We start from the raw sequence: 20260 nt of genomic DNA, 5'->3' as shown, positions 1-20260 counted from the left end.
GTAGCGGTGGATTGTGCTGCCACCGCTACGAGACACACCCTGACGTATGCCCACACCGACGATTCTGATTGTTGATGATGAAGCGCGCTTGCCCGAGTTGGTGCGACGCTATCTCGAGCAGGCCGGCTTTCAGGTTATGCAATCTGCCGATGGAATAAGTGCGCTCGATCAGGTGCGCGCTTGGAATCCTGATGTCGTGATCCTCGACATTATGTTGCCGGTGTTGGATGGTCTTGCGGTGTGCCGGCGTTTACGTACCTTTTCCGATGCCTACATTCTCATGTTGACGGCTCGGGCCGAGGAGGCTGATCGGGTTACCGGGTTGGAAACAGGAGCCGATGATTATCTTACTAAACCCTTCGCCCCCCGCGAGTTGGTTGCACGGGTACGAGCCTTGTTGCGACGACCACGGCATACACAGGTGTCGACTCCATCGTCGTTGATTCACTATGGTGGTTTGGTGATCGATCCGGTGGCGCATACGGTAGCATTGGATGGACAGTTGCTTACCCTGACACCAATCGAGTATACGTTGCTCTCAGTGATGGCTGCCGCACCCGGACGGGTGTTTTCGCGCACGCAATTGCTCGACCGGATATGGGGTAATGACTATTTCGGCGATGAACACGTTGTTGAAGTTCATATTGCAAATTTGCGCAAAAAGCTAGGTGATAATCCGAACCGACCACAGTATATCTTCACCGTGCGAGGGATCGGTTATCGGTTTGGGGAGCGCCGATGAATGCTTGGTTGCGACGTGGTAGTCTACGACAAAGATTGTTGCTCACGCATATAGTCACGATTGCAGTGAGCGCATTGACATTAGGTGGCATGACCATCCTCTTTGCGCCAAGCATCCACGACCGCCTCATGATAGCTTGGTTAGGTCCGCAGTGGGTCGAGACGGCCGATGCGAGTATGGTCGAGATGGAGCGGGCAACCAATGAGATCTTCACCCTTGCCATGATGCAAGCACTGCTGATCAGCAGTGGGGTCGCAATCGCTGTCGCAGTCCCGGTAAGTTTGGTAGCATCGCAGGGGATTGTTCGGCCTATCGCACGCCTGTTGGCGACTGCACAGCGGATTGCCGACGGTCATTACCACGAGCGTGTACCGCTCCAGGGTGAGCGTGAGCTAGTGCGGCTGGCCGTGCAATTCAATACAATCGCGGCGGCGCTCGAGCAGGCCGAGCAACGTCGCGTGGCTCTCATCGGCGATGTCGCACACGAGTTGCGCACACCATTGGCGACCATTGCCGGTTATGTTGAAGGGATGCTCGATGGGGTGGTGGAGGCAGATGAAGGCACGTGGGTATTGGTACTCGATGAGGTCAACCGGTTGCACCGATTGGCAGGTGATTTGCAAGAACTGTCGCGGGTCGAGGCCAAACAGATCGTGTTAGCACGGCAAAACGTTCATCTCGAAACCTTAATCGAAGCGGTCTGTGTTCGCTTAGGACCACAGTTTACCGAAAAGGGTGTGCGATTGCAGGTACAGCTTGCCGACGGTCTGCCATCGGTTTGGGTTGATCCTGATCGAATCCTCCAAGTGTTGATAAATCTCGTCGGAAATGCGTTGCAGTATACGCCGTGCGGTGGTTCGGTCACGATACGAGTATCGGTAGTGGAGCAGATGGTCCACGTGTGCATACACGATACCGGGATCGGGATTGCCGCCGAACATCTACCGCATCTCTTCGAGCGGTTTTATCGAGTTGACAAAGCACGTGCACGGGCTACCGGTGGTGTCGGTATTGGCTTGACCATCTGCAAAGCGTTAGTTGAGTTGCATGGCGGGCAGATTGGGATCCATAGTGATGGCCCGGGGCAAGGGGCGACGTGTTGGTTTATCCTACCCCTATTCGACCACAACGTACAGCGCTTGGGCGATGCGTTGGCCTAACACGATCGGTCGTTGATCGAGTTGGATAACCGTCTTGGATAACGGATCAGGGACCCGGATCAGTGTGCATCCCGGTACGATTTCATAACTCCACAGACGCCGGATGAGTTGTGGATCGTAACAGATCCATTCGGCAATGCGTGTGAGACGACAGCGTTGACCGAGCGGTGCATTTGGTAACGACACTTCGCCTGCGGTAAACGTGCTGCGTCCGGGGATAGGGTTGCCGTGTGGGCAGACAGTTGCCTGGCGCGTGTGTACAATGACTCGCTCAATGAAGCATGGTGAAACGACTGCGGCTAATCGCGCAGCCTCACGATGGACGAATATCCACGGCACACCGACAACGTCGAGGAGAAATCGTTCGAGTAATCGGTGTTGGATGAGGTGGTGGTGGGCCAGTAGCCAACCGTTAGCGGTGAGTGTAAGCGATCCAACCGTAGTCGCATTGATGAGTTGTCGCTTGAACAAGCTCTGCAGCGTGAAGATCATCGTTTCGGGGGCGAAATGCAGACAACGCGCTAATTGGTCGGCAGTCGTGGTTGGTTCTGTTTCGATCAGATCGGCCAAGGTGGTTAAGCAAGCCGCTTCGGTGGTAGTGAGTTGGATAATTCGGTTTGATGCGGGATAGGAAAAGGTTTGCATAGGACAACTGAAGTGTTGTACGGCGTGTGGGGGGTGAGGTATGCTACCCCCCGACACAAATGCGACTGATTACTGATGATGGACTTTAAACGGTTTGCCGCGTGGTTCGACAACGAGATCGGGACGGGTTGTGTCCATAATGATTTCGTGCAATTCGAGCTTATTCGGCGCTGTAAATGCTTCTTTCGGCAACGTACCGGAACGAGCATGACCTTGGCGGAACTCGTCTGATCGCACCCACGCCTCGAAGTGGGCTCGGCTTTCCCACGTCGTGAGGACGATATACGGATCACCGGGATTGACCGGGCGCAACAATTGGTTACTGATAAAACCGGGCATACGGTCGACCAATCGTGCGCGTGTGCGGAATGTCTCTTCAAACAGATCGGCGTAATCGGGATGAACGTAGATGCGGTTGGCAGTCGTGATCATGCAATCCTCCTAATGAAACCCATAGTGCTTTCGGCTACGTAAGATTAGGGCGAGGAAAAACGGCCCACCGGCGAAAGAGGTAAAGAGACCAACCGGAATCTCGGCGGGGGCAGCCAGGGTACGGGCAAGCAGATCGGCCAAGACGAGCAAGATAGCACCACCCAAAGCGCAAGTTGGGATCAATCGGCGGTGATCGGGACCGATAGCAAGACGTACCATGTGCGGTACGATCAAGCCGATGAACCCAATCGGGCCGGCGAGAGCCACAGCAGCACCGGTGGCTAAGGCAGCCAGTAAGACGACCGCTCGTTTGATCCACTCAGTATTGACGCCAAGATGGCGGGCTTCGGTCTCGCCAAGGGCGAACAGATTGAGGTGCGACCCCAAGCGTGGGGCGATGAGAAGTGCCAAAACAATCGGTGGCACTGCCGTCAATACCGTTTCCCACAATGCCCCACCGAGCCCGCCAAGAGTCCAGAAGACAATCGAGCGCAACTGGGCATCATCGGCCAGATAGGTGAGTAGACCGGTTGTAGCACCGGCCAGCGCGTTGAGCGCTAGTCCGACCAACAACAGCATCGCGACATCGGTACGACCAGAGCGGTGTGATAGCCGGTACACAAGCAGAGTTGTCGCGGCGCCGGCAAGGAAAGCGGCAATCGGCAAAGTATAGATCCCGAACACAGCAATCCCGCTGATAATCGTAAAGACGGCACCGAGAGCTGCGCCACTGCTCACGCCGATCAAGCCCGGATCGGCGAGAGGATTGCGAAAGATTCCTTGCAGGAGCGCACCGCTCACTGCTAATGCAGCGCCGACAAACGCGCCAAGGATGACTCGTGGTAGTCGGATGTTCCACAAGACAGCCACTTGCTGCTGAGTAACAGCCGCATCGAACGGGAGACCAACTTTACTCAAGATAACGGCCAGCACCACATCCGGTGGAACGGCAACGGCGCCGATCCCGACAGCCAAGAGTAACGTACCGATAAGGGCGAGGATCAACCCGGGTAGCACGTAGGTACGTCTTCTAACGACGGTGTGGTGGTAGGTTGACATCGTCGTTGCGCTCATGATCCCTCCGTCTGAGCAACTGCATTGCGAAACGCAGCGACGAGATCGGCCAGCGCCTGCCCGGTGCGTGGTCCCATTCCGTTCAGATAGAGATCATCGAAATCGATAACTCGTCGTTGTTGGCCGGCAGGTGTATCGGCTAGACCGGGAATGCTGAGGAGACCATCAATACCGCCGACCGATTCAAGACCCTTTGTAAGCACGAGTATCACGTCAGGCTGAGCAGCGATCACCACTTCTGCGCTCAACGGCGCGTAATTGACAATCCCGGCTTCGGCACCGGCATTGATACCACCGGCAGCCGTAATCATTGCATCGATCGATGTATTTGCACCGGCAACTTGCTGGACATCGGTACCGCGCAAGTACAGGAAGAGGACCCGTGGTTGGCGCGTCAAGGAGCTAGCTTCGGCACGAGCACGGGCAATGTCGGCCTCAACCTGTCCGGCTAGCTCATAGCCGCGTTGCGGAATACCGAGTGCACGCGCCACGAAGAGGATCTTCTGGATAGGCGATTCAAGAGTTGGTGGGGCAGCAGTGAGGGCAATGGGTATCCCGGCTGTACGCACTTGTGCTAAGACTTCCGGTGGGCCAGCCGACTCGGTACCGATCACGAGGGTCGGATTTAACGACAGAATACCTTCGGCATTCAGACGGCGCTGATAGCCGATACTAGGGAGGGCCTTCACTTTATCGGCGGGATACGTCGCGCTAATATCAACCCCGACAATGTTATCACCCATGCCAAGTGCAAAGATGATCTCAGTTATATCACCGGACAAACTCACAATCCGTTCAACCGACTCGATAACAACCGTTTCACCTTGATAATCGGTGACGGTAGCTGGCAGTATCGGTTCGACGGTTGAGGCGGGTTGGGTGGTGGGTACCACAACGGGCGCGGTAGTCGGCGCAGGTGCGGTGGTCGGCGCAGGTGCGGTGGTCGGCGCAGGTGCGGTGGTCGGCGCAGGCGCGGTGGTCGGCGCATTAGCGCTAGAATTCGAACCACATGCACTAAGAAGTGCGAGCAAAACCAGCAAAATAAACGGCTTAGTGAACTTCGATACCATAGGTGACGGAACTCCTTGTACTATGCTCCGGTAGACTAAGCACAAGAGGTGCTGCCGCATGGGGATGTTGTTGAACCTTGATCGGCACACCGTACACGTCGCTGAGCAGTGCAGCTTGCAAAACATCCCATGGTTTCCCGATAGCGCACAAGCGGCCCTGATGCATCACTCCGATCCGGTCGGCGTACAAGGCAGCCAGATTCACATCGTGCAGCACGATCAGGGCGGCGCCTCCCTGAGCGGCTGCTTGCCGGGCCAGGTGTAATACGCGGTGTTGGTGACGTAAATCGAGGGCTGCGGTTGGTTCGTCGAGAAGCAGGACGGGAGTCGTTTGAGCCAGAACACGCGCGAGCTGGACACGTGCCTGCTCGCCGCCGGAGAGGGTTGGCAACGAGCGCAGAGCAAATGTAGCCGTCTCAGTTTGGGCCATTGCTTCACGGGCAATGGCGAGATCGTGTTCACCTTCCCGTTGCCCACAGAGATGCGGCGCGCGGCCCATGAGAACCACTTCAAGCGCGGTGAAAGGAAAGGTAACGACAACTTGCTGACGCAACACAGCACGTCGTTGGGCTTGTGCCGTTGCCGATAGCCGACCCAATTCTTGACCTTCTAGTCGGATCGTCCCGGTGGTGGGCGGCCAATCACCGGCCAGCAAGCTTAATAACGTACTCTTGCCGGCACCGTTTGGCCCGACGAGAGCCACCACCTCGCCGGCGGACAAGCTCAGGGAGACGTCTTGCACCAGCCAGCGCCCGTCGATACGGTACCCAACGTGTTGTGCAACCAACAGTTCCATGGTGGTGTGTACCTCGGTGGTGTGTGCCTCATTCACTACGTGCTAAGCGACAAAGTTAGAATATACTAATTTGACAAATTTGTCAACCAAAAACACAAAAAACTCATATAACGCTTTGGTAAGCGATAAACAACACCACCAGCCGTAAGCAGGCAGAGGTTGTTTGCTCATGTAACCGATGACTTGACACACTACCTGAGCTGTGCTATACTTCACCGCGTTGCGAGGGCGTATAGCTCAGCCGGTTAGAGCGCGATCCTGATAAGATCGAGGTCGGTGGTTCGAGTCCACCTACGCCCACCAGCACGAGAGAATAGGGAATGAGCTGGCATTCTCTATTCTCTCTTGTTTTGGGGCGATAGCTCAGTTGGTAGAGCATCTGCTTTGCACGCAGAAGGTCAGGGGTTCGAATCCCCTTCGCTCCACCACCTCAATCCTTCCTCCTGCTGTACGAGCGGGCCGTAACTATGCTACGGCCCACCGTGTTTTATGCTGCTCTGAACTGTGGTGAGGCATAGCCCACGAACGCACGGTCTGCTATGGCGGGTTGGTGCGCTCCAATCTCCATCGCAGCCGTGGCGAACAGTGGCCCGGCGGTGAGCGTGCGGTAGCGGGTCGTTTGTGAACTACTGAGAAATAACACACGCAACATACTGGCGACGGTCATCTGCTTATTTCAAGTTTCCTGTCAATTCGTAAAATATCGAAAATACTTGACAGATTTTGAAAATTACTCTAGACTATGAAAATAGTAGTAACGCAATATTCAGCGATTTATGAAATCGAGAAAGGTTGATAATCTGTGACGAAAAGAGATAAAGTATCATAAAATTAAAATAAATGATAAAATATAGATCTCGTATCTACTGAACCATCCATATCTGCCAAACATCATGTGTGCTACTACGGCAAGCATGGTTATCAAAGCCAATGGTTTCTTGGACGTATCTATAATTGATAAAAACGCCTGTTATTATGATGAGTAATAAAAATGTTAGAGTAATGCCCGGTTTTGTGTATAAATTTATCATTATATTTAATCCGGTATTAAATATCCCGCTTTGATCTAGTTCCACTTTTGATTTGACAATCACTGATGCGGGCAGCGGCGCCAACCCTAGTGACATCAGGAAGAGCGAAAAACCGCCTACCAAAAGGCCAATGCAGACGATGGTTCGATACCAAGCCAGCGTTTGCCTTGCGTAATAAGGAAGATCGCAGCTAAGAAGGAAATCGCCAGATTTTCATACTGCACCAGTGGCGCCAAAACCAATACAACAGGCATCCATCGCGGTAATTGCTGATAGCGCGCGTACCTAATTAAGCCGTGGGCAATGAGCTATGTGCAGAGCACTTGGAGCGAATGCTCTATACCGCTAAAGACAAGACCGATAATATTCGTAGTAAAGATAATGAGTAATGATAGAAATAAGGTAATCGTGCGATCTTTTCTCGTATCGGTGAGGTCTAGGGCGATTTGCACTGTTCTTGGCAGTAATAGAGCAATACCAATAGGAACCAGAATATTAATCACCAGTGGTGCGAAGGGGTGTGCGCCAAATATGGTCAAGAGAAATGACCAAATGATACTCGATGATGGTGAGGAAAATTCGTGTTCGTTGACGCCGTAATGCTCTCTGGCAATACTCTCGGCTAGGGCAAGATGAATGTAGGGATCGTCAAGTGTGTAGGTGAAGAAGAAATTGGTTTAGATGAGAATAGCGCTGAGGATGACCGTGATCGCAATACCAGTGATAAGAGCGGGGATAGCCATCCATGGTAACGCCGAAACCGTTCGTTGGACTGCGATGCTTTTTGTCATGGGTCTTGCTCTGTGTGGTGTTGTTTGGAAAGGCCAGCCTTCAATATTATAGCTGAGGCATCATCCGGCTACAACTTACCCATCCGTCCTAATCGCGTATGTGACCGGATGGCTTGTGCTCCCCAGTCCGCAGTGTTGAGATGACCGAGATCTGGGACTGCCGGGCTAAGACATGAGGTTAGTACGCTTGAATCTAGCGTGCGGCAGTGTGACCGCCGCACTTCATCCTCGCATCATCCAGCTACAACTCGTTCATTTTCCCCAACACCTCTTCTGCCTGCGCCGCAATTGCTTCCCGCTCAGCGGCGCTGAGCCGGCTTAGCCCTAACACCGCCGGGCCAAGACGAGGGTTAGCGCGCAGGCGCGTTTCGTGGCTGATGAGGAAGTGCCAGTAGAGGGTATTGAACGGGCAGGCGCGCGGCCCAACCCGCGCTTTGCGATCGTAGAAGCACCCCTTGCAGTAGTCGCTCATCTTGTCGATGTAAGCGGCGCTGGCAATGTATGGCTTGGTCGCCGTGCGCCCTCCATCGGCATTCAACCCCATTCCGATCACATTCGGCGTGACTACCCACTCATACGCATCGACATAACATTCAAGAAACCAGTCGTTCACCGCTTGAGGCTGAACCCCGGCCAGCATAGCAAAATTGCACAGCACCATCAAGCGTTCGATATGGTGGCAATAACCATTCTGCAACACCCGTTGAATCACGCAGTGCAAACAACGCATACGAGTCTGACCTGTCCAATACCATGCTGGCAATGGCCGTTCCGCGCCCCAAGCATTGGCCCGTAATAGGCCGGGCATCAATTCCCAATAGCGGTAGTAAATGTATTCGCGCCAGCCGATAATTTGGCGTACAAAGCCCTCGACCGAGGCTAACGGTGCGTGGCCGCGTTGGTATGCTGTTACTGCCGCTTGGGCCGTTTCCAACGGATCAAGCAGTCCAATGTTCAGGAGAGGAGAGAGCTGGGAATGGAAGAGCACTGCGTGCGCACTACTCATCGCGTCTTCAAACGGGCCGAAGTCAGGTAAACGGTGCGTGATAAAATCATCGAGTGCGGTGAGGGCCTGGGCTCGCGTAACCGGCAAATCGAACTCCTCGACACTCCCGATGGCGTGAGGACAGGCAACGACGAGGTCGGCAATCGTCTGCCGGGTAATTGTGTCGGGCGGAAAGCGCAACGGCGGCGGTACCGGTCTTCCATCGTACCGACGACGATTCTCGCGGTCGAAATTCCACACACCACCGGTGGGCTGCCCGTCTGACTCAATCAAGAGGCCGGTCTGCCGGCGCATCATGTGGTAGAACGGCTCCATCAACGCCGGTGAGCGGGGCGGAGGGAAGCGTTCTACGAGGAAGAGGGTATTAGGCAAGATCGTCACCGGAATACCGAGTTCGGCTGCGAGACGGTGTTGGAATTGGCGGGTGGCATATTCGGCGGCGGCGAGGCAGTACAAGTGTTGTACCCCAAACGAGGCGACATGGTCACGCAAGCCGCTCAGAAAATCGGGTGCTCTACGGAGATCGACGTCGTAGCCGGCTACACGTAGTTCAGCAGCGTAATGGCGCATAGCACTGATCAGCAACACCAGCTTGCGACGGTGATACGGGCGTTGATTAAGGCGAGCCAGCGATTCGATCAACACCACCCGCCGCCCGATAGCCAAACCGGGATGGACGGCGCTAAGTTGGTCGCCGAGGATCCAGACCGATTCAGAAAGCGTAGTCATAAGTGATCGGTTGAGAAGGTGTCATCAAGACGCAGAGCGGGCCAAGGCGCGGTAGAGCCGGACGGCTGTCCGGTTCGCAAAGCCGCAAAGGAACGCAATGGTTGGATCATAAGCCTCGGCGTCCTCTGCACGCTCGGTGGTGAGAAGATAGGCACTACTGGCGGAAGAGGCGGTCGAGGGCAGCGTTCCACGCCTTCATCCGTTCGGGATCGCCGCCAACATCAGGATGGTGGAGACGGGCCATTGCTTTGCGGATAGCATTTGCTTCGTCTTCGCTAATCTGGCCAGCGAGCGAACTAATATCAATGACTGCACCGGGACGAGGTTCTTCGTGTCGTAGGGATTCGAGACGCTGAGCGCGAGCACGCCACATATCACGTTCGTGGCAGAGAATCGTATTTTCGCGCATCGTTTCGGTCAGCGTCTCGACCATCTTCGCGTGAGCGCGCTGAGCCTCTTGGGCTGCCGCCATCGTCTTCTCCAATTGGCGGCGCAGCGAACGGATCAGCGCCTGCGCTTCATTCAATTCACGGCGCAGGATTTCTAACTCACGTTGCGTGCAGCCATTGCTCGTTGGCGTCAACTCATCTGAGGTCAACACACCCGACTCCTTAAAGCCTTGCTCGTCGCTACATATTTTAGTATAACGCAATTGCTGCATGAGTGTGCTGTCATTATACTGTATTGCAGATGTCTGTTTTGCAGGTGGGGTACCCACCGTTTGCTCCCCATTCGGCAATCCGTTCCGGCGTTTGTCCCCGATACAGCTATGTCGGTATCAACCCTGTAAAAAGCGGGAGGGGTCGCAGGGCATTGCCGCCGCGACCCGTCACACATGTGGCAACGGCCACTTGCCGGTGGCCGTAGGGGGATTATGGGGAGCAACAGTGAGGATTAGGAGGATTGATGTCGAGCGACGTCTGTTGCTCCATCGCTCGACCTGTGAAAAGTATAGCAAGCTTTGATGCCGGCGTCTATCCGTCTTAAGGCTGATTTTGTTGGGGGAGGACAGTCGTCCGCAACTGACTGGGCCTTGCGCCGATTCCCACCTTTGTTATCGCCGGCTTGGGGATTACCCCATCAACGCCTGCAATTTCGTGCAGAACAAAGTAGCCTATCAGCTGGTTAACATAGTCCCGCTCTAACCTGAGGTAGCAGGCGTAGAGGTCGGCGAGGGGAGGGGTGAGGGGGTGGGTAGTGGTGATACGGGTGTTTGCGGTGGCGGATAGGGGGCAAGGTAGGAGAAGCCGTGCCCGGCGGCGGGTAAGGCGAATCGAACGTGTAAGGAGCCGGTGTAGCCGGGAATGCCAAGAGGCTCACAGCCATGGAAGCGGCATTAGTGGCCCGAGCGCAGGCATCACTGCCCTTAAGAATTCGCACTTCTCGGGCGGTCTCCAGGCAGTGATGACGACCCGCCCGCCACTGCGGGCGACGCGGACAAGTTTGCGCATGGTGACCACCATACCCGCTGCGTAAAAGACGCTGTTGACGACTATCGAGCAGATGATCCAAGGCTTGGTTAGCACTTGAACAACAATCACGATCTCACGCCCTGCAACTTCATCGTGCAGATACTAAAAGAAGCATCGTGGGTGTATTCGGTTTGTTTCCAGTCTAACACTCGAATCACACCAACATGAGATTTTTCATCACCGAGTGTGGCCGTACCATCGGATACTCGCTATTTTAGCATAGATGTTATGGCTGTATTATGATCAAATCGGGCATATCCGGCGTCGGTCTAAGACCTATCCGTACAAATGTTCGCTATTGTGCATGTCGTATCATCGCGCTGCTATGTTACAATTGTCCGCTGATACTACGCTTGTGAACTTGAGGAGACTGCCATGACGCACGGGCCGGCACGGGTCGGCTTGACCGATACCCGTTATTTTCTGCCGTTGTCACGCCTTGAGCGGGTGCAACCGATTGAACGCGGTATCTTGGCCGCGCTCGATCATGAGTGGCTGCGGGTGGAGTTCATCCGCGATGATATCGTTCGTTTGAAGATCAGTCGTGGTGGGGTGTTTGATGAGCATCCGACGTATGCCGTCGCTGTTGATGTGATGGCAACGCCGATTCCTGTGTTTCACATTGTTGAGACGGCGGCGGGCGTTGTTTTGCGTGGGGTACACCTTGAGGTGGTGATTGGGCGTGATCCGTTTTCGGTGCGCGTCTGTCGTGCTGATGGCAGTGTGGTATTAGATACGGCAATCGGTCATGATGGACGGCCATGGGCTTACGCGACCCTTAATGATGCGTTTGCGTTTCATCGTGTGTGTGCCCGTGAAGACGCTTTTCTCGGTTTGGGAGAGAAGACCGGTCGGCTTAATCGTAAAGGGCGCGATTTTATTCTGTGGAATAACGACGTGCTCAGTCCGCAAGGTGAAGCGGAATTCGCCGTTGGGCGTGATCCGTCTGATCCGCGTACTAAAAATACCAGTACCGAGTTCGATCCCTACTATGTCTCGATCCCGTTTTTTTACCATCTTGATCGGCACGGCAACGCCGCGGGCTTTTTTCTCGATAATAGTTATCGGGTGCATGTTGATTTTACCCCGCCGGAAACGTATGGTATCTGCGCGCTCGGTGGTCAGTATACCGAATACATCTTTGCCGGGCCGCAGATGGCTGCAATCCTAGAAGGATTTACCTGGCTAACCGGTCGCCTTGCGCCGCCGCCGATCTGGGCGTTGGGCTATCATCAGTGCCGTTGGCATCGCTACGACCAATCTGAAGTGCTGGCGCTCGCTGCTCGGCACCGCGAACGTTGCATTCCATGCGATACGCTCTGGCTCGATATCGAACATATGGATGGGTATCGGGTCTTTACGTGGAACCATGAGCTGTTTCCCGATCCGCGTACCCTTGCCCAACAATTGCATGACCAAGGCTTTCGCCTGATTACGATTGTCGATCCGGGGGTGAAGGTTGACCCGCAGTTTGCGCTGTATGAGACGGGTCGGGCCAACGATTTCTTCTGTCGCACGAGTAGTGGTGATATCTACATCGGGCAGGTCTGGCCGGGACGCACTGCGTTTCCTGATTTTGTGAAGCCCGACGTGCGGACGTGGTGGGGGCAGCTCAACGCTGACCATGCGCGGTCGGGTATTGCCGGTATTTGGAATGATATGAATGAACCGGCAACCGGTGATATTCCGCCTTACGCGATGCGCTTTAACGGCGGGTGTGAACCGCACGAGCGCTATCACAATCAGTATGCCCTCCTCATGGCGATGGCAACCGTCGAAGGGTTGCGTGCCGCGTTTCCCGACCGGCGCACGTTTGTGTTGTCGCGGGCCGGTTTTGCCGGTATTCAACGGTACGCTGCCAACTGGATGGGCGATAACTGTGCGCGCTGGGATCACCTCTGGCTGAGTATGCCCATGGCGATGGGAATGGGCCTCTCCGGTCAGGCGTTTGTCGGGGCCGATGTCGGCGGGTTTGCCGGTGATACCTCTCCCGAATTGTTCGCGCGGTGGATACAGTGTGCAGCGCTGACGGCGTTTTGTCGGAATCATAGCGCGTATGGTCATATTGACCAGTATGTCTGGTCGTTTGGTCCGGCTGTCGAGCGCATCGCCCGTGCTGCGATTGCGTTACGGTACCGGCTGATGCCGTATCTCGTCACGGCCTTTATGCACACGGTCGAAACCGGTGAACCGGTGCAGCAACCGCTGGTGTTTGCTTATCAGTCCGATCCGCTCACTCACACGATTGATGACCAGTTCTTGTTGGGTCGTGATCTGCTGGTGGCGCCGGTATATGTTGCCGGTGCTACCTCCCGGCAGCTCTACCTCCCAGCGGGCGAGTGGTACGACTGGTATAGCGATGCGTGGTACACCGGCGAGCAGTTTATCGTCGCGGCAGCACCGCTCGACCGTATTCCGCTGTTGGTGCGCGCCGGCGCGGTCATCCCGCTCTGGCCGGACGTGCCCCCTTCCACGATGGACTACTACCCGACACGGCTTGAGCTGCACCTGTTTGTACCACTATTCGATGGTATCTACACCTCCGACTTGCACGAAGATGATGGCTTGACAATGGCTTTCCAGCACGGTGCCTACTACCGTACCACCTTCACCGTCGAACGACGCGGTCAACGGATTACGTTGACGGCAACGGTGCGCGGTGATGGCTTTGCCGAGTTTGTGCGGGAAGCGGTGACACTCGTGATCCACGGTGTGCAGCCGGTTGCCATAACCGTTAACGGTGAACGTCACGCTGTGGTCGGTGAGCAGGTGACGTTTGCCGATCACGGGCAGGGTTTTGTGGTGGTAATTGAGGAAACTGCTCCCGGTGACGTATTGGCTCAATCCGAATGATGGTGTTCCAGGTGAGCTGTATGCCGTAGTGCAGAGAGGCTAATCCTCTCTGTCCTATCTGTTTGGCTTGTAACGTCATCTTCAGTTGGTGCATCTTAATCATAAGAGATTTGTGCTTGAACGGCAGGAGTTCCATCTGATGAAGATGACCGAATATCAAAACCATCTGCGTACCTACACGCAACCGGTCGTGGTTGATGTCTGGGCACCGTGGTGTATGCCATGCCGGGTGACACGACCAATCCTCAAGCGATTGGCCCAAGAATATCAGGGTCGCGTGGCACTGTGGGAAGTGAATGCGGAGGAGCACCCCGATCTGCTCCGCGAACTACGGATTTACGGTATTCCGACGTTGATTGCATACCGCGATGGTCAAGAGGTGACCCGTCAGCTTGGTGCCAAATCTGAGGCAGAGTTACGCTCACTCTTCCAGCATTTGGCCGAAGGCAAGACGCCGCCGCGCTTGCAGCCGCTCGAACGCTTGTTGCGAATCGTGATCGCGTTAGTCTTGGTCGGTCTGGTGTGGTTTGGGGTTGGTGGCTGGCCCTTGTTGGTATTGGCCGGTCTCATCTTCTTTAGCGCGGTGTACGACCGCTGCCCGATCTGGAAAGCGGTTACGTCATGGGTGCGCGATGTTACTGCGAAGCGATCAACTAGGAGGACACCGTGAAAATCGCGTTTGCGACCGATGATCATCATACGATAAGTCCACATCTTGGCCGGGCACAGTGGTATGAGGTGGTGACGATTGAGCAGGGGCAGGTGGTGAATCGGGAAGTGCGTCCGAAAGGGCGGCACCATCATCATGGAGATGAAGAGCACGATCATCATCATCACCATCACCGTCACGATGCGCACCACTGGTTGGTAGAAGCCGTGTCTGATTGCCAGATGATTGTGGCCCGCGGCATGGGTGAACCGGCTTTCCAAGGTGTGCAAGCTGCCGGCATACAGGCCATCTGCACTCCCTTGCGCACGATTGATGAAGCCGTGCAGGCGTATGTGAACGGTACGCTGACCCACCATCCTGAACGGGTGCATCACCGGCATTGAGCAGCGCTGTGTGCTTTGCCCCGATGTAATGGGCTTCGTCTCCTTGGGTGGCCCTTATCTCCCGGATCACTGATCCTGAGAGCGCAGGGTCGCCGGGATGATCGCCATCCCAAATATCTTCGCGTCCTCTGCGTTCCTCTGCGCCTTTGCGTTCCCATCCTTATGGGCGTTTGCTTGCTTTGCGCCGTGATCACCTCCTAGCGAGCAAGGGGTGAGGGCCAAAGCGATTGAGGCAGCCCGTGAGGACTATCGGAATACGTCACGCGATTGAAAAATACAGGATACGTTGCCGAAAGCTTTGGCCAAACTGATTGAAGATGAAGATGATTTATTGCGAGAACTGGTCGCCGAGCCGATGCACGGTTAGAATTGGCTGCCGGTCAGCTCACGCCGATTGTATTTCGCAAGCGGCGCGCGCTAAATACATCCATACTTGCGAAATGGTCTGAACGAAGTTTACTATTCCTTATTCCTACTCGTTATACTCACGCCTCGCAACCACGCTAGCACCTTGGTCTGTGCGATTACCGTCGCTTGAGCCTCGGTGCGCCGGCGCACTTCGACTTGCCCGGCGGCCAGCAGTTTCTCGCTTACCACCAATCGCCACGGCGCGCCGATCAGGTCGGCGTCGTTGAATTTGACCCCGGCCCGTTCGTCACGGTCATCAATCAACACCGACCAACCGGCGTTGCGTAGTTCGGCAGCGAGGGTGTGCGCTGCGGTCACGATGGCTTCTCCGCGTCCAATCGTGACGAGATGAATATCCGCCGGTGCGATGGCTGCTGGCCAGACGATCCCTCGTTCGTCGTGGTGCTGTTCGACGGCGAGATGGATGAGTGGTTCGAGATCGAGTTCGATGCCGGCTATCCATAGGAACCGGTTTTGCCCACCGGCATCTTGGATGGGCAGTGCAGTTTGTTGCGGAGCAGTGATTGTGCCGATCGCTGCACCATACCCTTCAATCCGCGCCGTTCCACAGCGCGGGCACGGATCACCGACCACCGCTTGCGCAATGTCTGCGACCAGCGTCGCTTCCCAATCGCGTCCGTAGACCACATCGCGCAAATGATAGCCGGGTCGGTTGGCGCCGGCCACCAGCGGTGTGCCATTCACGACGGTATAGTCTGCGACAACCAACACATCGTGTACCCCAACCGGTGAAGCGTAGCCCGGCGTTGCACCACAGGCTACGATCTGCTCGGCGCTAGCCGGTGTGAGTTCACCGGCATTAATTGCCGCAGCCAGTTTGACCAGACTCGCTTCGCGGTCGCCGCGCACTACGGCAAACACCAACCGTTGCCCACGATTGTCGTAAAAGAAGAGAGCCTTCGCCGTGGCTGCCGTTGGTATGCCGAGATATGCGGCCAGCGCCGCGATCGTATTCGCGCCGGGAGTCTCGATCAAACTCATCGCCAGCGTAGGACCGGCATACGGCGGTAACGGCGCCAGTGGTGCTTGTTCCAGAGGGGCACGGAATCCGCAAGCTGGACAATCGAGTGTGGCGACCGGCTTAGCCAGGCTATCAACGATAATCGTTGCGGTGCCGGGAGCTTGCAATGCTGCCGCGATATGATCAAGGCCACATTGACGCAACGCGGTGCTCAGCCGGTTGCGAGTTGCCGTAAGGTGCTGCTGAGCCTGCTCCTCATCGAGTGCTAGCACAGCCCAACTCAACGTTGTTGGGGTGGGTAAGTCAAGTAGTCCACGTGGGCGGGTAGCCAAACGTTTGCGGCGTCGCCAACTCCACAGCAATTGTGGCAATTGGCGGTACGAATCGATGTCGCGCCGAGCCAGTGCCGTTACCGTATCGCTCCACGAAGCGGTAGATGTCGTTGGTACAACGATCTCTTGGGCGCCATCGTTCTGCACGGCGGTACCAAGGATCGCAGCGAGTCGGCGAAGTATGGCACTGCCGAGTGGGAGCAGCACCGGTTCACCGTCGTTCAGCGTGCGCAGCATTCCTGCCCGCCAGAGCAGTTGGGTGGCGAGTGTATCTGCTTCAGCGGGTGCTTGGCGCAGTGTGCGACCAAACAGGGTAGCTAGTTGCATTGGTGTCGTTCCCTCTTATCCTCTCGCGTTCTAACCATCTCAAAACAAGTCCAACTGTGCCGGTGGCTCATTCGGCTTCGGCTCTGCCTCGGCGATCGGCGCACCACGGTTCCGCAATCGTGCTGTAATATCGCGGCACAAGCGTGGCGACTGTGCTTCGTCGGGGCAGTGCATAAACAGATATATACGCGGGTCAGTTTGTGCCCATTCCGTCACACGCGCCGCCCATTCCTCAAGAAACGGATCGTTACGCTCAAGATCGGGATGCCCGATATAGCGGATCAACGTCGGCCCACCACCGCGTAATGGGCGGAGCGGCACATCGGGTTTACGCTCACGCGCATCATTGAGTAATGCGCCACCCGGATCATCTGGGTCACGAATGGGACGTACATCCATCACTACCCACCCGATCCGGTAACGGTCGAGCAACGCCATCAGTGGCTTCTCACCCACTGGCACATACCAATCAGGATGCCGTACTTCTACCGCCAACGCAGCTTCTGTCGGCCAACCGGCCAGAAATCGCTCCAGATCGGCCAGTCGTGTTGGACCGTACCCCGGCGGTAGTTGCAGGAAGAAGGGGCCACACCGTTCACCAAGGCCCTGCATCCGTTCGACAAAGGCGCGCGCCTGCGGCACCTTCGCGGCCAGCGACCCACCATGGCTCACCTCGCGCGGCAATTTGCAGCAAAAGCGAAAGGTGGCCGGCGTCTCGGTGGCCCACCGTGCTACGGTTGCCGATGATGGCGTGGCATAGAAGGTCGTATTACCTTCGACGGTCGTAAGTTGCCGACTATAGAGCTTGAGAAATTCGCTACTGCGCGTCCCTGGTGGAAAAAAATCCCCTACCCAACCGGGGTACGCCCAGACAGCACAGCCAATTCTGATCATCGTAGGCTCCAAAGCCAAATGATACTACTTCTCAGTGTATCTTATTTGCCCCTCCGCGCCTTTGCGTTGACACCCTTTGCGCTCTTTGTGTCCTTTGCGCTTTTGCGTTAGACTAAAACCGCTCGGTGATCACCTTTGGCTGAGTGAACAAGCGCAAATAATCACTCCCTCCGGCCTTGCTGTCGGTGCCCGACATATTGAAGCCGCCGAACGGCTGCACCCCCACTAGCGCGCCGGTACACTTGCGGTTAAAGTAGAGATTGCCAACGTGGAACTCTTCGCGTGCCCGTTCCAGCCGTTCGAGATTGCGGCTATAGAGACCGCCGGTCAGGCCATATTCGGTATCGTTCGCGATGGCTAGGGCCTCGTCGAAGTTGGCAGCGCGGATAAAGGCCAGCACTGGCCCGAAAATCTCTTCTTGGGCAATGCGGGCATGCGGCTTGACATCGGCGAAGATGGTCGGATTAATGAAGAAGCCACCATCCTTGACCAGCTCGTGATCGATCACCTCGCCACCGGCGACCAAGCGGCCCTCTTCCTGCCCAATCGCAATATACTGGCTGATCGAATCGAAGGCACGCTGGTCGATCACCGCCCCCATATCGGTCTCTGGTTTCGTTGGGTTGCCCAGACGTAAAGCTCTCGCCTTCTCAATCACCCGTTGCAACACCTGATCGTATACCCGATCGACCACAATGGCTCGCGAACAGGCACTGCATTTCTGACCCTGAAATCCAAATGCACTGATCACGATACCGGTCGCCGCCGCTTCCAGATCAGCCGTCTCATCAACGATGATCGCATCTTTGCCGCCCATCTCAAGGATCGAGCGCTTGAGCCAGTTCTGGCCAGGTTGGCGCACAGCGGCGCGCTGCTGAATGCGCAAGCCGACATTCTTCGAGCCGGTGAAGCCGATAAAGCGCACCAGCGGGTGATCAACCAGAAAGTCACCGATCACCGCATCTTCACCAGTGACGAGATTGACTACTCCCGGCGGCAAGCCAGCCTCTTCCAAAATCTGTACCAACAGATTGGCCGTAACCGGCGCGCGCGGCGACGGTTTCAGCACCACCGTATTGCCAACCACAATCGGGGCAACGGTCAGCGTTGTTGTGATAGCAAGCGGAAAATTCCACGGCGGAATGGCCAACCCCGGCCCCAGCGGAATGTAGCGCAACTCATTACATTCGCCGGGATAGGGCACGAGCGGTTGCCGCTCGCCTTGCAACGCGAGCGCTTGCCGCGCATACCACTCGCAAAAGTCAATCGCCTCGGCCACATCAGCATCGGCTTCGACCCAATTCTTGCTGACTTCGTGCATCATCCACGCCGCCAGCTCTTCCTTCCGCCGGCGCATAATCGCCGCTGCGCGCAGCAAGACCTGTGCCCGCGCGCTCACCGGTGTGCGCGACCATGAGCGAAAGGCGGCATCGGCGGCTACCACCGCCTGATGAGCCTGCTCTTGCGAGGCACTACTTACATAACCAACAACTTTCTTCGGCTCAGCCGGGTTAATCGAGACCAGTTTGCGCTCGGTGATGATGTGCTCGCCGCCGATGACTAGCGGGTAGGTCCCTCCCTGTTGCCCGGCGACGTGCCGGATCGCGCGTTGCATTGCCGCCCGACGATCACCGCTATCAAAGTTCCCAAACGGCTCATTCTGAAAAGGGGTCAGCATATTCTGCTCCTTACTGTTTTAGGATTACCGTCACAGCACCATTGTAGCAGGGAAATAATAAAGATTCATCAAACAGAGATAGTCGGGGATGCGGTTCACAACCGCTCTACCCATCGTGGCAGTAGACAATGGATTACCGTTCAAGGCGGTGGTACCGTCGGTCAGCACAACGATGTCATTGCCAGCGTCAGAGCAACGAAGGCGGCGGGCAAATGTAGATTGCCGTTGGCGGTATTCACATCTCTGCCACATGAGTGCAGTCTGTCTGTTAGCAGTGGGAGGGATATAACTCAGCCGTGGAATAGTAAATAAGGATTGAGCACGACCAACGTAGCAAACGTGCAAAAACACCATCTCCAACATTGAGTAGTATTTTATGCGGGTGATAACTTTTGCTCCATCACAACAAACAGTCGATCCTCAGGTTTAATCATATCAAAGGTAAAACCGCTAAACAACTGTACATTCTGGAAGCCTGCTTTTTCAAATAAATCTTTTACTTGAGATTGGCTGTAAGAACGTGTTGCTGGTGATCGTTTATACAATTCTTCTATTACAACTTTTTCGTCAATCATTTTTTGATATAAATCTTCTGTACTCTCACATTCGCTAATAGGATTGAACCAAGAGCGAACCACTCTACGAAACGTTACACCATCTGCTTTACGAACTGCTGTTTGCTCCCATTCCGACTCAAGCGACTCTCCTTCTTTCCATAAAGTCATAAGTGATGCAACTAATATACCACCTGACAGTAAGTGTGCATATAGTCGTTTCATTACTCG

The 20260-nt window shown here is 55.5% G+C and carries 17 protein-coding genes, 2 tRNA genes and 1 pseudogene; 7 read left to right on the top strand and 13 right to left on the bottom strand.

The features are described 5' to 3' along the window. The first annotated feature begins 46 nt into the window (after positions 1-46). Together ACP5OT_RS14490 and ACP5OT_RS14485 are read left to right on the top strand one after the other, a co-directional pair. Complete coding sequence (locus ACP5OT_RS14490; RefSeq protein WP_428132532.1) at positions 47-742, top strand: response regulator; 696 nt, start codon at positions 47-49, stop codon at positions 740-742. Further along, positions 739-1902 carry a sensor histidine kinase gene (locus ACP5OT_RS14485; protein WP_424676173.1) on the top strand — a complete coding sequence of 388 codons (1164 nt, stop codon included), beginning with the start codon at positions 739-741 and terminating at the stop codon, positions 1900-1902. The genes ACP5OT_RS14490 and ACP5OT_RS14485 overlap by 4 nt, the downstream gene beginning before the upstream one ends. Here ACP5OT_RS14485 and ACP5OT_RS14480 read toward each other — a convergent pair. The 5 genes from ACP5OT_RS14480 to ACP5OT_RS14460 form a co-directional block, all read right to left on the bottom strand. Beyond that, on the bottom strand, positions 1858-2547 hold the full coding sequence (locus ACP5OT_RS14480; RefSeq protein ID WP_424676174.1) for a metal-dependent transcriptional regulator: 690 nt from the start codon (positions 2545-2547) through the stop codon (positions 1858-1860). The two genes, ACP5OT_RS14485 and ACP5OT_RS14480, sit on opposite strands and share 45 nt — an antisense overlap. A 69-nt stretch (positions 2548-2616) precedes the next feature. Then, on the bottom strand, positions 2617-2979 hold the full coding sequence (locus tag ACP5OT_RS14475) for an antibiotic biosynthesis monooxygenase family protein (protein WP_287904111.1): 363 nt from the start codon (positions 2977-2979) through the stop codon (positions 2617-2619). A 9-nt stretch (positions 2980-2988) separates the two neighbouring features. After that, positions 2989-4053, bottom strand: a complete 1065-nt coding sequence (locus ACP5OT_RS14470) for a FecCD family ABC transporter permease (RefSeq protein ID WP_424676175.1) — start codon at positions 4051-4053, stop codon at positions 2989-2991. Then, a complete protein-coding gene (locus tag ACP5OT_RS14465; RefSeq protein ID WP_428132530.1) occupies positions 4050-5123 on the bottom strand; it encodes a heme/hemin ABC transporter substrate-binding protein in 1074 nt (357 codons plus the stop codon). Before ACP5OT_RS14465 ends, ACP5OT_RS14470 begins: the two co-directional genes overlap by 4 nt. Then, positions 5104-5919, bottom strand: coding sequence for a heme ABC transporter ATP-binding protein (locus tag ACP5OT_RS14460; protein WP_428112191.1), 816 nt, complete (start codon positions 5917-5919; stop codon positions 5104-5106). The genes ACP5OT_RS14465 and ACP5OT_RS14460 overlap by 20 nt, the downstream gene beginning before the upstream one ends. A 226-nt stretch (positions 5920-6145) precedes the next feature. Between ACP5OT_RS14460 and ACP5OT_RS14455 the strand changes: the two genes are divergently transcribed. Further along, positions 6146-6222: transfer RNA gene (locus tag ACP5OT_RS14455), tRNA-Ile, on the top strand. Positions 6223-6271: 49 nt separating this feature from the next. Then, positions 6272-6347, top strand: a tRNA-Ala gene (locus ACP5OT_RS14450). Positions 6348-6406: 59 nt separating this feature from the next. On the opposite strand, the gene ACP5OT_RS14445 is transcribed toward ACP5OT_RS14450, so the two are convergent. The 4 genes from ACP5OT_RS14445 to ACP5OT_RS14430 all read right to left on the bottom strand — a co-directional run bounded on the left by ACP5OT_RS14445 (position 6407) and on the right by ACP5OT_RS14430 (position 10077). Further along, positions 6407-6586, bottom strand: coding sequence for a hypothetical protein (locus ACP5OT_RS14445; RefSeq protein ID WP_428132528.1), 180 nt, complete (start codon positions 6584-6586; stop codon positions 6407-6409). Positions 6587-7066: 480 nt separating this feature from the next. Continuing rightward, positions 7067-7204 (bottom strand): hypothetical protein, encoded by a 138-nt coding sequence (locus ACP5OT_RS14440; protein WP_424677422.1) that lies wholly within the window; start codon positions 7202-7204, stop codon positions 7067-7069. A 778-nt stretch (positions 7205-7982) separates the two neighbouring features. After that, a complete protein-coding gene (locus ACP5OT_RS14435) occupies positions 7983-9476 on the bottom strand; it encodes a cryptochrome/photolyase family protein (RefSeq protein WP_424677421.1) in 1494 nt (497 codons plus the stop codon). A 154-nt stretch (positions 9477-9630) separates the two neighbouring features. Next, positions 9631-10077, bottom strand: coding sequence for a hypothetical protein (locus ACP5OT_RS14430; protein WP_424677420.1), 447 nt, complete (start codon positions 10075-10077; stop codon positions 9631-9633). A 1246-nt stretch (positions 10078-11323) separates the two neighbouring features. On the opposite strand from ACP5OT_RS14430, the gene ACP5OT_RS14425 reads away from it, so the two are divergent. From ACP5OT_RS14425 to ACP5OT_RS14415, 3 genes are all read left to right on the top strand, one after another. Further along, a complete protein-coding gene (locus tag ACP5OT_RS14425) occupies positions 11324-13801 on the top strand; it encodes a glycoside hydrolase family 31 protein (protein WP_428132526.1) in 2478 nt (825 codons plus the stop codon). Positions 13802-13940: 139 nt separating this feature from the next. Then, positions 13941-14471, top strand: a complete 531-nt coding sequence (locus ACP5OT_RS14420; RefSeq protein WP_424677418.1) for a thioredoxin domain-containing protein — start codon at positions 13941-13943, stop codon at positions 14469-14471. Then, a complete protein-coding gene (locus ACP5OT_RS14415; protein ID WP_424677417.1) occupies positions 14468-14854 on the top strand; it encodes a NifB/NifX family molybdenum-iron cluster-binding protein in 387 nt (128 codons plus the stop codon). Before ACP5OT_RS14420 ends, ACP5OT_RS14415 begins: the two co-directional genes overlap by 4 nt. Before the next feature lie 459 nt (positions 14855-15313). On the opposite strand, the gene ACP5OT_RS14410 is transcribed toward ACP5OT_RS14415, so the two are convergent. From ACP5OT_RS14410 to ACP5OT_RS14395, 4 genes and pseudogenes are all read right to left on the bottom strand, one after another. After that, on the bottom strand, positions 15314-16903 hold the full coding sequence (locus ACP5OT_RS14410) for a proline--tRNA ligase (RefSeq protein WP_428132523.1): 1590 nt from the start codon (positions 16901-16903) through the stop codon (positions 15314-15316). Between the two features lie 39 nt (positions 16904-16942). Next, the gene (locus tag ACP5OT_RS14405) at positions 16943-17797 is read right to left on the bottom strand and encodes a DUF72 domain-containing protein (protein WP_428132521.1); all 855 of its coding nucleotides are present in this window, start codon (positions 17795-17797) and stop codon (positions 16943-16945) included. Between the two features lie 112 nt (positions 17798-17909). Continuing rightward, entirely contained in the window at positions 17910-19475 is a 1566-nt protein-coding gene (pruA, locus tag ACP5OT_RS14400; RefSeq protein WP_424677414.1) for an L-glutamate gamma-semialdehyde dehydrogenase, read from the bottom strand. 374 nt (positions 19476-19849) lie between these two features. Continuing rightward, a pseudogene (locus ACP5OT_RS14395) lies at positions 19850-20260 on the bottom strand (class I SAM-dependent methyltransferase); the annotation flags it as partial.

The organism is Chloroflexus sp., from assembly GCF_049970315.1.
Lineage (GTDB): Bacteria > Chloroflexota > Chloroflexia > Chloroflexales > Chloroflexaceae > Chloroflexus.
The sequence above is the reverse complement of the archived record's forward strand: the minus strand, read 5'-3'. Positions and strand labels throughout refer to the sequence as shown.